This window comes from Aquabacterium sp. G14, assembly GCF_037482285.1.
GTDB lineage: Bacteria > Pseudomonadota > Gammaproteobacteria > Burkholderiales > Burkholderiaceae_C > Aquabacterium.
Genome location: NZ_JBBEYB010000005.1, coordinates 61,861 through 74,283 on the forward strand (window position 1 = coordinate 61,861; position 12,423 = coordinate 74,283).

The window sequence follows — 12,423 nt, forward strand, 5'->3', positions numbered from 1 at the left end:
GCGCCGACGAATCCCACTTTACGCCTGAGCCTGCGGGCGACGGCGAGCCCATCCGGCCCCAGCCAGGGCCAAGCCCACCAATGCCAAACCGGCAGGCTCCGGCACGGACAAGGGCTCGGTGGAAATGGCCAGACCAAAGATCAGGTTGTTGCTCTGACCTTCCACGGTGGTGAAACCCAGGCAGTTGGCTGCGGCCCCCGCAGCGGCACAGACGCTGGCATCCAGCGTTTGGAGTTGCCCCGTGCCGCCGATGGGGAAGGCATTGACGTAGTAGAAGTACCCGTCATAGTCGAACCCTTCGTTGAGCAAGCCACTGGTGAGCACGAAGATGTCGTTACAGGGGATCGGACTGGTGGCCACCTCACAACTGTTGTCGTTGGACGTTTCCAGAAACTGGATGGCGTAGTCGATGGTGGGCAACGGGAAGCCCGGCGCGACAGGAACCAGGGGCGTCAAGGACAGCGACACGGTCAGTTGCGCAGTTTGCAACGACGTCCCCTGGATCGGGTTGTTGTTGTGAGTCAGGGTCAAAGTCTGAACAATGTTGGCGGCAGGAGGCACACCAGCGCCCACGTAGGTGTCCACACTGAGGTTCGGCGCTGGGTTTGTGATGACCAGAGAACTTTGCCCAGACCCGGTCGACGTTCCCCACCGCAGGCGCGTATCGGCCTCATCCCTGATGACGCCCGCCGGCCCCTGCGCGGTCCAGGTGCCGGCGATGTCGACCTCCCAGGTCTCCACCATCGCCGCGCTGGCTTGCGCGCCCATCATCAAGGCGGCAGCGGCGATCAGGGTTGTTTTCAAGTGCTTCATGTTCAACCTCATCTGAAAGTGTGTGAACCCGCGCATCGTTGGGCGATGCGCCCCGTGCATGGGTCAATGACTCGCCCCGCACACACACTCCCGCATAAAGCGTGCCCAAGGTCAGGCATGCATGCAAGTGGTTGATTCAAAAAGACTTCTCAAACCGACACTGCAAAGTGACTAACGCCGATGTCAAATATTCCAACAGTTTGTTACCTCGCCCATTGCACCAGATGGAAATCACAGACGCCAGGCTGAGGTCACTCCTCACTGTCGTCCTGCTGCGCGGGCATGGCCATGCGTGGCCGCTTGGCCACCGTGACCGTGGCGGTCACCCCTTGGCTTCCACGCAACAGGCGCAATTGGGCGGGCTCGCCTGGCTTGAGCGCCGCCACAGCGTTGAGCAGTTGCGCGGTGTTCGCCACTTTTTGCCCAGCCACTTCCACCACCACGTCACCAGGACGAACGCCGCCGAGTGCCGCTGGTCCGTTGTGCAGCACGCCGGTGATGAGCACCCCCTCTTTCAGCGGCAGATTAAAGGTCTCGGCGATCTCGGGCGTCAGGTCGCGTGGCTCAACACCGATCCAACCGCGAGTGACCTGTCCGTCACGAATCAGGCTTTCCATGACCTGGCGAGCCGTGGAGACAGGGATTGCAAAGCCAATGCCCATGCTGCCGCCAGAGCGTGAATAGATGGCGCTGTTGATGCCCACGAGGTTGCCATCGATGTCGACGAGGGCCCCACCGGAATTGCCGGGGTTGATGGCGGCATCCGTCTGGATGAAGTTCTCGAAAGTGTTGATGCCCAGTTGGTTGCGCCCCAGGGCGCTGACAATCCCGGACGTGACCGTCTGCCCCACGCCAAAGGGGTTACCGATCGCGAGCACGGCATCCCCCACCTGCAGGCTGTCAGAGCTGCCAAACGTGATGGCGGGCAAGCGATCAAGCTCCACCTTGAGCACGGCCAGATCGGTATCCGGATCGGTACCGATGACCTTGGCCGAAGCCTTGCGGCCATCGGTGAGCATGATCTGAATGTCGTCCATGCGGTCGACCACGTGGTTGTTGGTGAGCACATAGCCCTCAGGCGACACGATCACGCCCGAGCCGACACCCGACTGCGGTTGCGACTCCTGGTCACCAAAGAAATACCGGAACCACGGGTCGCTGCGGCGCCCCTGGCGTGCGGCGGTGTTGCTGGCGCTCACACTCACCACGGTGGGCGCAGCCTTGCGCGCGGCATCGCGAAAACTGGTGAGAGACTGACGCTCGGCGGCGGAGGCACCTGAAGCGGGTACCGATGCCACGACGACCGTGGGTGAAGGCAAACCTTGACGCAAGGTCCAGGCCGACAGCCATTGGGGCCGGAACGTGGCCACCACAAAGAGCACACCGACGGCAACCGTCACCGTCTGCGAGAAAATCAACCAGGTTTTGCGCATGAACATCACAAGCCAGAAAGGGCCTGCCGTGATCGATAGAGACACCCTGCATTCACACCTCCAACAGTTGCTGGAAGCGGATCGCTTTCGGGATTATGGGCCGAACGGTCTGCAGGTGGAGGGCAAGCAGGTCATTCGCAAGGTGGTGACCGGGGTGACCGCCAGCCTGGCGCTGATCGAGGCTGCCATAGAGGCAGAGGCCGATGCCATCCTGGTGCACCACGGCCTGTTCTGGAAGGGACAAGATGGCCGTGTGACCGGCTGGATGAAGCAGCGCTTGCAGCGCCTGCTGACCCATGACATCAACCTGTTGGCCTACCACCTGCCGTTGGACGCCCATGCCAGTCTGGGCAACAACGCGCAGTGGGGCGACAAGCTGGGGCTGCAGGCCGACGCACGCTTTGGCGAGCAGGACCTGGGCTTCATTGGGCCAGCACCAACGGGCTTGAGCTTGAACGCTTTGCAGGCGCGCGTTCGTGCGGTGATGGCGCGCGAGCCTGTGGGGCTGCCGGGCGATGGACGCGCACTGCGACGCGTGGCCTGGTGCAGTGGTGGCGCGCAAAGCTACTTCGAAGCAGCGATTGCGGCTGGGGCAGATGTGTTCCTCACCGGTGAAATTTCCGAACCGCAAGCGCACTATGCGCGTGAAACCGGCGTGGCCTTCCTGGCCTGCGGCCACCACGCCAGCGAGCGTTATGGGGTGCAGGCGCTGGGCCAACACCTGGCAGAACAGCTCGGCGTGCAGCACACCTTCATCGAGATCGACAACCCGGCGTGACTGGGACACAGCACGGCAACGGGCGGTCAGCCCCGCCTGCCGCGGCGGCACGTCACCGTCACCAAGAAAAAAGGCCGCGGTGAACGCAGCCTTTTGGAGGGTGGCAGAGGCAGGGCTTCCGAGCCTGCCGTGAGATCAGAGCCGCACCGGGATACCGCGCTGCGCCATCAAGGCCTTGGCCTGCGCCACGGTGTACTCGCCGTAGTGGAAGATGCTGGCAGCCAGCACGGCATCCGCCCCACCCTGCTGCACGCCATCGGCCAAGTGATCGAGATTGCCCACGCCACCTGAGGCGATCACGGGCACGCCCACGGCATCGCTCACGGCACGCGTCAGCTCCAGATCGAAACCAGACTTGGTGCCGTCACGGTCCATGCTGGTCAGCAGGATCTCGCCCGCGCCATGTTCGGCCATCTGTTTGGCCCAGGCGACAGCATCCAGCCCCACGTTCTTGCGGCCACCATGGCTGTACACGTCCCAGCCCGGTCCACGTGCAGCGAGGTCTTCACCCTGGCGCTTCTTGGCGTCGATGGCCACGACGATGCACTGCGAGCCATAACGCTCGGAGGCTTCGCGGATGACAGGTGGGTTGGCCAAAGCGGCCGAGTTGAAGCTGACCTTGTCGGCCCCGGCGTTGAGCAGGCGGCGTACATCTTCCACGGTGCGCACGCCCCCACCCACCGTCAGAGGGATGAAGACCTGCGAAGCCACGGCCTCAATGATGTGCAGGATCACATCGCGGCCATCGCTGGTCGCGGTGATGTCCAGGAAGGTGAGCTCGTCGGCGCCCTGGTCGTTGTAGCGCGCCGCGATCTCAACCGGATCACCCGCGTCACGCAGTTCGACGAAGTTGACGCCCTTGACGACGCGACCACCGGTCACGTCCAGGCAGGGGATGATGCGTTTGGCCAGCACGTCAGACGCCGCCGTTGAGTTCGTCGGCGCGCTTTTGCCCGGCAGCGAAGTCGAGGTCGCCGGTGTAGATGGCGCGACCGCAGATCACCCCTTCGACGCCTTCGGACTCGACGGCGCACAGGCGCTCGATGTCTTGCAGGTTGGACAGACCGCCCGAGGCAATCACAGGGATGCTCAGCGCCTGCGCCAGTTTGACGGTGGCTTCGATGTTGACGCCCGACAGCATGCCGTCACGGCCGATGTCGGTGTAGATGACGCCTTCGACGCCATAGTCTTCGAACTTCTTGGCCAGGTCGACGACCTCGTGACCGGAGAGCTTGCTCCAACCGTCGGTGGCCACCTTGCCGTCCTTGGCGTCCAGGCCCACGATGATGTGACCACCAAAAGCCGTGCAGGCATCGCGCAGGAAACCGGGGTTCTTGACCGCAGCGGTGCCGATGATGACGTAGCTCAGGCCACCGTCGAGGTAACGCTCGATGGTGTCGAGGTCACGGATGCCGCCGCCCAGTTGCACGGGGATCTCGTCGCCGACTTCCTTGAGGATGGCCTTGATGGCGGCCTGGTTGACGGGTTGACCGGCAAAGGCGCCGTTGAGGTCCACCAGATGCAGGCGACGGGCGCCCGCATCCAGCCAGCGACGGGCCATGGCAGCCGGGTCTTCGCCGAAGGTGGTGGAATCGTTCATGTCGCCTTGCTTGAGGCGAACACACTTGCCGTCTTTCAGGTCAATCGCAGGGATCAGCAGCATGGCTGTGGTGCGTCAGTGAGGAAATCGTTGAAAAGCCCGGGCCCAGGATCAGGGTTGCCAGAGCAGGAAATTGCGATACAGGGCCAAGCCATGCTCCGCACTCTTTTCAGGGTGGAACTGCGTCGCGAAAATATTATCCCTGGCAACGGCACAGGTAAAGCGGACGCCGTACTCGGTTTCACCCGCACTGTGGCGGGGATCGTCCACAACCGCATGGTAGCTGTGAACGAAATAGAAGTAGCTGTTGTCAGGGATGCCCGCCCACACCGGGTGCGGCTGGCCGCCCCAGACGCCTTCGTGGCGGGTCTGGTGCACGGTGTTCCAGCCCATCTGCGGCACCTTGTAGCGGCTGCCGTCAGGCTGGGTGAGGCCATCCAGGCGGAAGCGGATCACCTTGCCGGGGATGAGCCCGAGGCCAGGGGTGTCCTGCTCTTCGGAATGATCGAGCAGCATCTGCATGCCCACGCACACGCCCATCAGGGGCTTGTTCGCGGCCGCGTCCAGCACCGCACCGAGCAGGTCGCCGCCATGGGCGCCGCGCAGTTCGGCCATGCAGTCACGCATGGCCCCCTGCCCCGGCAGCACGACGCGCTGGGCAGCGCGGACCACGGCCGGGTCGTTGGTGACCACCACGTTCAGGTTCAGGTCCTTGGCGGCGTGCTCCACTGCCTGCGATACCGACCGCAGATTGCCCATGCCGTAGTCGATGACGGCCACTGTCGAGGTCTGGCTCATGAGAGTCAAAAAGATGGCAACAGAGGGGCGAAGCTCACAGGGAGCCCTTGGTCGATGGGATCACACCGGCCATGCGGGGATCGCGTTCCAGCGCGCCGCGCAGGGCACGGGCAAAGGCCTTGAACACGGTTTCGCACTGATGGTGCGCATTGACGCCCTTGAGGTTGTCGATGTGCAGGGTGACACCCGCGTGGTTGACGAAGCCCTGAAAGAACTCGTAGGTCAACTGCGTGTCGAAACCACCGATGCTGCCCGAGGTGAAGGGGATGTCGATGTGCAGACCGGGGCGGCCCGAGAAGTCGATGACGACACGCGACAGCGCTTCGTCAAGCGGCACGTAGGCGTGGCCGTAGCGGCGGATGCCCTTCTTGTCGCCCACGGCCTTGGCAAAAGCCTGGCCCAGGGTGATGCCGACGTCTTCCACGGTGTGGTGGCCGTCGATGTGCAGGTCGCCCACTGCGTGGATGTCCAGATCGATCAGACCGTGGCGTGCAATCTGATCGAGCATGTGGTCGAAGAACCCGATGCCGGTGTGCAGCTTGGCCGCACCGGTGCCGTCGAGGTTGACGCGCACGGTGATCTGGGTTTCGGCGGTGTTGCGGGTGACCTCGGCCACGCGGTCGGCGCAGTCAGGGGCCGACACCTGTTGGGAAGCATTCATGCAGCAGGACAATTCAGGGGTTCACGCAGGATCTCGGCCAATGCTGCCATCAAGGCGTCATTTTCGGAGGGCAAGCCCACGGTCAATCGGACGCAGTTTGCCAGCAATTGGTGCAAACCTGAGACATTCTTGATCAGTATCCCTCGTGACTTGAGGGCCGCAAAGGTGGCCGCGGCGTCGTTGACGCGCACCAGGATCATGTTGGCCTGGCTGGGATAGGCGTGGGCACCGGGCAAGGTGGCCAGGAAGGCCAGCAGGCGCTCACGCTCGGCCTTGATGACCTCGGCCTGACGAGCGAACTCGTCGGCGTGCTCCAGCGCAAACAGCGCGGCTTCGGTGTTGAGCACACTGATGTTGTAGGGCGGGCGCACCTTCTCGACCTGCTCGATCAAGTCGGCACGTCCCATCATGTACCCCAGGCGAACACCGGCCAAGCCGAACTTGGAGAGCGTGCGCATCAACAGCACATGCGGATGACGCGTCAAACGATCCAGATAGCTCTTGCTGGCGAAGGGTTGATAGGCCTCGTCGATGATCACCAGGCCGACACCATTGGCGCCCACGGCCTGCACGATCTGCTCAATCGCATCGTCGTCCCACAGGTTGGCGGTGGGGTTGTTCGGGTAGGCGATGTAGGTCAGGACCGGGCGATGTTCGCGGATCGCGGCCAGCATGGCAGGCGTGTCGAGCTCGAAATCGGCCGTCAGCGGCACGCCAACAAAGCGCAGACCGTTTTGCTTGGCGAAGGCTTCGTACATGACGAAACCGGGCAACGGTGCCAAGGCCACGGCGCCAGGTTGTGCGCAGGCCACCGACAGCAGCGAGATCAGTTCGTCCGAGCCATTGCCGAGCACCAGGCCGCAATCTGCAGGCACGTGCGCATGGCGGCGCAAGGCGGCGTGAAGGTCTTGCTGGCGCGCGCCCGGGTAGCGGTTCAGGGCCACCTGGCCCAGACGCTGGCCCAGTTCATCCTGCAGCGCGGGCGGCAGGGTGAAGGGGTTCTCCATCGCATCGAGCTTGATGTAGCCGGCGGCATCCTGCACGTGGTAAGCGTGCATGGCGCGCACATCGGCGCGGAAGGTGTTCAACAGGGTATCGGAAGTGCTCATGAGGCCAAGGCTGAAGCAGCGCAGTTAGCCCGATCGATTATCTCACGAGGGTGTCATCCAGGCCGTCACGTCGGACCGGACAGACACTCCGTGCGGTTGCGCCCCCCGGCTTTGGCGCGGTAGAGGGCGTGGTCGGCCCGGTCGATGGTGTGCGCCAGGGGTTCGTCGGCCAGGTGGCGCGTCACCCCGGCCGAGAACGTGACTCGAAGATCCGGCACGGTCGGGCTGACCTGGGTGCGCGACAGGGCCTGGCCGATGCGTTCGAGCACCTGGCAGGCATCATCGCTGTCGGTGTCCGGGAACATCACGAGAAACTCTTCCCCTCCCCAGCGGGCCACCTGGTCGGCCCCGCGCAGCCCGCCACTGAGCACCTGGGCGGTCGAGCGCAGCACCTCGTCGCCCACCGCATGGCCGTGTTCGTCATTCACGTGCTTGAACAGGTCCAGGTCGATCATGGCCACACACCAGGGGAAACCGGAGCGGTCGGCCCGGCTCTGCTCAATGCGCAGGAGCTTGTGCATGTGGCGCCGGTTGAACAGCCCGGTCAACTCGTCCCGGATGACCTGACCGTGGAGCTTGGCCATGGCCTCGGCCAAGTCGTGCCGGGCGTGCGCCGCTCGCTCACGCAGCAGGGAGAGTTGCCGCACCAGCACACAGGCACAGCTCAGGATGATCAGCAGAACGCAGAAATACAGCACCTGCAAATCGACGGTGAGCGGCAGCGCCCCCTCCCGACCGACCACCCCCAGCGAAGCTGCGCCAAACACCAGCACCGCCAGTGCACTCGCGCGCGTCATCTGCCGGAAAGTGACCGTGAGCAAGGCGAACATCAGGATGACGAAGAGCAGGATCAGGGCCACGGGCCGACCCGGCCCACCGATCAGGTAGCCCCAGCCCAGCAAGACGATGCCCACCCACATCTGGGCTTCGGTCAGCGCCGGATCGGCGAAGCGCCGGTTCCAGCCTGTACGCAGCACGAGGTAGATGCCACCGATGGCCAGCGCCGCCACTGCAGTAAGCAGATGGGCTGACGGGGCATGGAGCACCCCACGCTGCGCGCCGTAATTCAAGGCGAGCAGGCCAAACGCATGGTTGCTGGCCATGAACAGAAAACGCCAGATGCGCGCGCGCTGCAAGGGCTCGGATGACAGCAGCAAATTGGCCAAACCGGCACGCGGCCCTCGACGATCCTCGGGATGAGCACGCAAGCTCATGAGGAAGGCCAGCACCATCGCCAACACAATGAGCAGGACACCCCAGGTCCCGATGGTCACAGCCTCAGCGGTCATGCCAACCACCGACGCCACAGCCACATGAAAAACCAGTCGAGATCAGCACAGCGGCACCCCGCAAAACCCACTTCAGCGGCACGGCGCCTTGTGTTCTTCCATACAAATGTCAGAACGATCGCCACATGTTACGGATGCTAACGCCATGTCCTCAGGCTGACCAGCCCCCGAGTACCGGGGGGGTAGTATCGGTTCAGTCAGCGGTCGAGCGGCGCAGACGGAATTCGGCCGCCTGGGCGTGTGCCTGCAGGCCTTCGCCATAGGCCAGCACGGCCGCCGTCTTGCCCAGCACCTGGGCACCGGCTTCGCTGACCTCGATCAGGCTGCTGCGCTTCTGGAAGTCATAGACCCCCAGCGGCGAGCTGAAACGCGCGGTCCCGGAGGTGGGCAGCACGTGGTTAGGGCCAGCACAGTAGTCACCCAGCGACTCGGAGGTGTAGGCGCCCAGGAAGATGGCGCCAGCATGGCGCAGCAAGGGCTCCCAGGTGTGCGGGTCGTTGCTGCTGACTTCCAGGTGTTCGGGGGCGATGCGGTTGCTGATCTCGCAGGCCTCTTCCATGCTGCGCGTGAGGATCAAGGCACCCCGCCCTTCCAGCGACGCGCGGATGATGTCGGCGCGCGGCATGGTCGGCAGCAGGCGGTCGATTTCGGCCTGAACCTTGACAATGTAGCCGGCGTCTGGGCACAGCAGGATGCTTTGCGCCAGCTCGTCGTGCTCGGCCTGGCTGAACAGGTCCATGGCCACCCAGTCGGGCGGCGTGGTGCCGTCGGCCAGTACGAGGATCTCGCTGGGGCCGGCGATCATGTCGATGCCGACCTGACCGAACACATGCTTTTTGGCGCTGGCGACGTAGGCATTGCCCGGGCCGGTGATCTTGTCGACCTTCGGCACGGTCGCAGTGCCGTAGGCGAGCGCGGCCACGGCCTGCGCGCCACCGATGGTGAAGGCGCGGCTGACGCCGGCCACATAGGCGGCGGCGAGCACCAACGGGTTCTTTTCACCGCGGGGTGTGGGCACGACCATGATGATCTCAGCCACGCCGGCCACGTGGGCAGGAATGGCGTTCATCAGCACGGACGAGGGGTAGGCGGCCTTGCCACCAGGCACGTAGATGCCCACGCGATCGAGCGGCGTGACCTTCTGACCGAGCAGGGTGCCGTCTTCATCACGGTAGGACCAGCTCAGACCGCAGGCCTGCTTCTGGCGCTCGTGGTAGCTGCGCACGCGAGCGGCAGCGGCTTCCAGGGCGGTGCGCTGCTCGGTGGGCAGGCTGTCGAAAGCGGCCTTCAGCTCGGCTTGACCCAGTTCGAGGTCGGCCATGCTTGCCACATCGAGCGTGTCAAAGCGGGCGGTGTACTCCAGCACGGCGGCATCGCCGCGGGCACGCACATCGGCCAGGATGGCAGCCACGCGGTCTTCGATGGCCGTGTCGGTCTCGGCCGACCAATGCAGCACTTGCTGGAAGGCGGCTTCGAAGTCGGGCTGTGAGGTGGCGAGGTGGCGAATCTGGACTGTCATGGTGCCAAGGATCTCAGAAATCAGGGGCAGAGGCGACGCCAAGGCGATGGGTTCTCTCGATCGGCGTCATAGCGCAGGCGACGCGCTCGGGCAGGTGCGGGCCGCGCGTTCAGGCCGGGATGGCCGATTCGAACGCCTGGATCAGCGAACGGATGGCGTCACGCTTGAGCTTGAGCGCAGCCTGGTTGACCACGAGGCGCGAGCTGATGTCCATGATGTGCTCAACCTCGACCAGCTTGTTGGCCTTGAGGGTGTTGCCTGTGGACACCAGATCGACGATGGCATCGGCCAAGCCGGTCAGGGGCGCCAACTCCATCGAGCCGTACAGCTTGATCAGGTCCACGTGCACGCCCTTGTTGGCGAAGTGCTCGCGGGCGATGGTGGTGTACTTGGTGGCCACGCGGATGCGCGAGCCTTGCTTGACGGCCGCTGCGTAGTCGAAGTCAGCGCGCACGGCCACGCTCATGTGGCACTTGGCGATGTTGAGGTCGAGCGGCTGGTACAGACCATCGTTGCCACCGGCGCTGCCGGCGTGCTCGATGAGGATGTCCTTGCCGGCCACGCCGATGTCGGCACCGCCGTAGGCCACATAGGTGGGCACGTCGGTGGCCCGCACCAACACCACGCGCACGTCAGGGCGGTTGGTGTTGAGGATGAGCTTGCGGGTCTTTTCCGGATCTTCGGTCACCTCGATGCCGGCAGCAGCCAGCAGAGGCAAGGTTTCTTCGAAGATGCGGCCTTTGGAGAGTGCGAGGGTGATCATGATCAGGCGGCTCCCTTGACACGCTCGATGTCGGCGCCAATCGCGCGGAGCTTGGCTTCCATGCGGTCGTAACCGCGGTCAAGGTGGTAAATGCGGTCGACCAGGGTCTCGCCTTCGGCCACCAGGCCAGCGATGACGAGGCTGGCCGAGGCACGCAGGTCAGTGGCCATGACGGTGGCACCCGACAACTGGGGCACGCCGGTCACGACTGCACTGCGGCCGTCCACCGTGATGTTGGCGCCCAAGCGGATCAACTCGTTGACGTGCATGAAGCGGTTTTCGAAGATGGTCTCGTGGATGATCGCGCTGCCCTCGGCCACGCAGTCGAGCGCCATGAACTGGGCTTGCATGTCGGTCGGGAAGGCGGGGTACTCACGGGTGCGGAAGCCCACGGCCTTCGGGCGGCTGTTGGCGGTGACGCGGATCCAGTCGTCACCGGCTTCGATGCCGACACCGGCTTCACGCAGCTTGTCGATGACGGCCCCCAGGTGCTCGGCCTTGGCGCGACGCAGGGTGACATCACCGCCGGTAGCGCCGACGGCGCACAGGAAAGTGCCGGCCTCGATGCGATCGGGAATGATCTGATGGGCCTGTGCAGGCGTGAGGCCGTGCAGACGCTCAACACCTTGGATGCGGATGCGGCTGGTGCCACGGCCTTCGATCTGGGCGCCCATGGCCACCAACAAATCGACCAGGTCGGAGATTTCCGGCTCTTGCGCAGCGTTTTCGAGGATGGTTTCACCCTCTGCCAGCGCGGCGGCCATCAGGAAGTTCTCGGTGCCGGTCACCGTCACCATGTCGGTGGTGATGCTGGCGCCTTTCAGGCGGGTCGGACGGCCTTGCGCATCCACAGGCGTGCTGGCTTCGATGTAGCCATGCGCCACAGTGATGTGCGCGCCCATGGCCTGCAGGCCCTTGATGTGCTGATCGACGGGGCGCGAGCCGATGGCGCAGCCACCGGGCAGCGACACGCGGGCACGACCGAAACGGGCCAGCAGGGGACCCAACACCAGGATGGAGGCGCGCATGGTCTTGACCAGCTCATACGGCGCCTCGGGGTTGGTCACCCCACCGGCGTCGAGCGTGACGAGATCAGGATTGTCGTCATGACGACGGGCGACCACACCCATGTTGGCCAGCAGCTTGAACGTGGTAGACACGTCCTGCAGTTGCGGCACATTGGCCAGGGTCACCGGCTCGGCGCTCAACAGGGTGGCGCAAAGGTCGGGCAAGGCGGCGTTCTTGGCGCCGGAGATCGTCACTTCGCCTTGGAGGCGACGACCGCCACGGATCAGGAGTTTGTCCATGAAACACAGAGGGCGCGATGCCCCACAGCCGTGAGGGTCGCGCCGAAATGAGAGGTGACCGTGAAAAAACCGTGTGCTGTCGGATCAGTTCTGGGCGGCCCACTCGGCCGGCGTCAGGGTCTTCATCGACAACGCATGGATCTGTGCCCGCATTCTATCGCCGAGGGCCTGGTAAACGCGCTGATGGCGCGCGATGCGGGTCTTGCCTTCGAACTCGGCGGACACGATGGTGGCGAAGAAATGCTGTCCATCGCCTTCCACAGCCAGGTGGGTGCAGGGCAGACCATCGGCAATGTACTGCTGGACTTCGTCGGGGGTGGGGTTGGCCATGGGACGTCTTTCGGGCGATCGGT

The 12,423-nt window shown here is 64.3% G+C and carries 13 protein-coding genes; 1 reads left to right on the plus strand and 12 read right to left on the minus strand.

Features of this window, described 5'->3' with window-relative positions:
- Positions 1 to 18: 18 nt before the first annotated feature.
- Both WIT60_RS07430 and WIT60_RS07435 read right to left on the minus strand, forming a co-directional pair.
- Complete coding sequence (locus tag WIT60_RS07430) at positions 19 to 813, minus strand: THxN family PEP-CTERM protein (RefSeq protein WP_339583304.1); 795 nt, start codon at positions 811 to 813, stop codon at positions 19 to 21.
- 251 nt (positions 814 to 1,064) lie between these two features.
- Positions 1,065 to 2,246 carry a S1C family serine protease gene (locus WIT60_RS07435; RefSeq protein WP_339583305.1) on the minus strand — a complete coding sequence of 394 codons (1,182 nt, stop codon included), beginning with the start codon at positions 2,244 to 2,246 and terminating at the stop codon, positions 1,065 to 1,067.
- Here WIT60_RS07435 and WIT60_RS07440 point away from each other — a divergent pair.
- Entirely contained in the window at positions 2,245 to 3,024 is a 780-nt protein-coding gene (locus WIT60_RS07440) for a Nif3-like dinuclear metal center hexameric protein (protein WP_339583306.1), read from the plus strand. The genes WIT60_RS07435 and WIT60_RS07440 overlap by 2 nt on opposite strands.
- Before the next feature lie 135 nt (positions 3,025 to 3,159).
- Here WIT60_RS07440 and hisF read toward each other — a convergent pair whose 3' ends face one another.
- From hisF to WIT60_RS07490, 10 genes are all read right to left on the minus strand, one after another.
- Positions 3,160 to 3,939: an imidazole glycerol phosphate synthase subunit HisF gene (gene hisF, locus WIT60_RS07445; protein ID WP_290727480.1), complete on the minus strand. Its 780-nt coding sequence runs from the start codon at positions 3,937 to 3,939 to the stop codon at positions 3,160 to 3,162.
- A 1-nt stretch (position 3,940) separates the two neighbouring features.
- Entirely contained in the window at positions 3,941 to 4,687 is a 747-nt protein-coding gene (gene hisA / locus WIT60_RS07450; protein WP_339583307.1) for a 1-(5-phosphoribosyl)-5-[(5-phosphoribosylamino)methylideneamino]imidazole-4-carboxamide isomerase, read from the minus strand.
- 48 nt (positions 4,688 to 4,735) lie between these two features.
- Positions 4,736 to 5,422 carry an imidazole glycerol phosphate synthase subunit HisH gene (gene hisH, locus WIT60_RS07455; RefSeq protein ID WP_339583308.1) on the minus strand — a complete coding sequence of 229 codons (687 nt, stop codon included), beginning with the start codon at positions 5,420 to 5,422 and terminating at the stop codon, positions 4,736 to 4,738.
- Between the two features lie 34 nt (positions 5,423 to 5,456).
- A complete protein-coding gene (gene hisB, locus WIT60_RS07460) occupies positions 5,457 to 6,083 on the minus strand; it encodes an imidazoleglycerol-phosphate dehydratase HisB (protein ID WP_339583309.1) in 627 nt (208 codons plus the stop codon).
- A complete protein-coding gene (hisC, locus tag WIT60_RS07465; RefSeq protein ID WP_339583310.1) occupies positions 6,080 to 7,192 on the minus strand; it encodes a histidinol-phosphate transaminase in 1,113 nt (370 codons plus the stop codon). The genes hisB and hisC overlap by 4 nt, the downstream gene beginning before the upstream one ends.
- A 65-nt stretch (positions 7,193 to 7,257) precedes the next feature.
- The gene (locus tag WIT60_RS07470) at positions 7,258 to 8,481 is read right to left on the minus strand and encodes a diguanylate cyclase (protein WP_339583311.1); all 1,224 of its coding nucleotides are present in this window, start codon (positions 8,479 to 8,481) and stop codon (positions 7,258 to 7,260) included.
- Between the two features lie 193 nt (positions 8,482 to 8,674).
- The gene (gene hisD, locus WIT60_RS07475; protein WP_339583312.1) at positions 8,675 to 10,000 is read right to left on the minus strand and encodes a histidinol dehydrogenase; all 1,326 of its coding nucleotides are present in this window, start codon (positions 9,998 to 10,000) and stop codon (positions 8,675 to 8,677) included.
- Between the two features lie 109 nt (positions 10,001 to 10,109).
- On the minus strand, positions 10,110 to 10,763 hold the full coding sequence (gene hisG / locus WIT60_RS07480) for an ATP phosphoribosyltransferase (RefSeq protein ID WP_320364088.1): 654 nt from the start codon (positions 10,761 to 10,763) through the stop codon (positions 10,110 to 10,112).
- Between the two features lie 2 nt (positions 10,764 to 10,765).
- Positions 10,766 to 12,070 (minus strand): UDP-N-acetylglucosamine 1-carboxyvinyltransferase, encoded by a 1,305-nt coding sequence (gene murA, locus WIT60_RS07485; protein WP_339583313.1) that lies wholly within the window; start codon positions 12,068 to 12,070, stop codon positions 10,766 to 10,768.
- 84 nt (positions 12,071 to 12,154) lie between these two features.
- Complete coding sequence (locus WIT60_RS07490; protein ID WP_339583314.1) at positions 12,155 to 12,400, minus strand: BolA family protein; 246 nt, start codon at positions 12,398 to 12,400, stop codon at positions 12,155 to 12,157.
- Positions 12,401 to 12,423: the final 23 nt, after the last annotated feature.

Bases quoted from the DNA above. Each gene is read 5' to 3' on its own strand.
- WIT60_RS07430 (WP_339583304.1), bottom strand. From the start codon at position 813: ATGAAGCACTTGAAAACAACCCTGATCGCCGCTGCCGCCTTGATGATG.
- WIT60_RS07440 (WP_339583306.1), top strand. From the start codon at position 2,245: ATGAACATCACAAGCCAGAAAGGGCCTGCCGTGATCGATAGAGACACC.
- WIT60_RS07435 (WP_339583305.1), bottom strand. From the start codon at position 2,246: ATGCGCAAAACCTGGTTGATTTTCTCGCAGACGGTGACGGTTGCCGTC.
- hisA (WP_339583307.1), bottom strand. From the start codon at position 4,687: ATGCTGCTGATCCCTGCGATTGACCTGAAAGACGGCAAGTGTGTTCGC.
- hisH (WP_339583308.1), bottom strand. From the start codon at position 5,422: ATGAGCCAGACCTCGACAGTGGCCGTCATCGACTACGGCATGGGCAAT.
- hisB (WP_339583309.1), bottom strand. From the start codon at position 6,083: ATGAATGCTTCCCAACAGGTGTCGGCCCCTGACTGCGCCGACCGCGTG.
- hisC (WP_339583310.1), bottom strand. From the start codon at position 7,192: ATGAGCACTTCCGATACCCTGTTGAACACCTTCCGCGCCGATGTGCGC.
- WIT60_RS07470 (WP_339583311.1), bottom strand. From the start codon at position 8,481: ATGACCGCTGAGGCTGTGACCATCGGGACCTGGGGTGTCCTGCTCATT.
- hisD (WP_339583312.1), bottom strand. From the start codon at position 10,000: ATGACAGTCCAGATTCGCCACCTCGCCACCTCACAGCCCGACTTCGAA.
- hisG (WP_320364088.1), bottom strand. From the start codon at position 10,763: ATGATCACCCTCGCACTCTCCAAAGGCCGCATCTTCGAAGAAACCTTG.
- murA (WP_339583313.1), bottom strand. From the start codon at position 12,070: ATGGACAAACTCCTGATCCGTGGCGGTCGTCGCCTCCAAGGCGAAGTG.
- WIT60_RS07490 (WP_339583314.1), bottom strand. From the start codon at position 12,400: ATGGCCAACCCCACCCCCGACGAAGTCCAGCAGTACATTGCCGATGGT.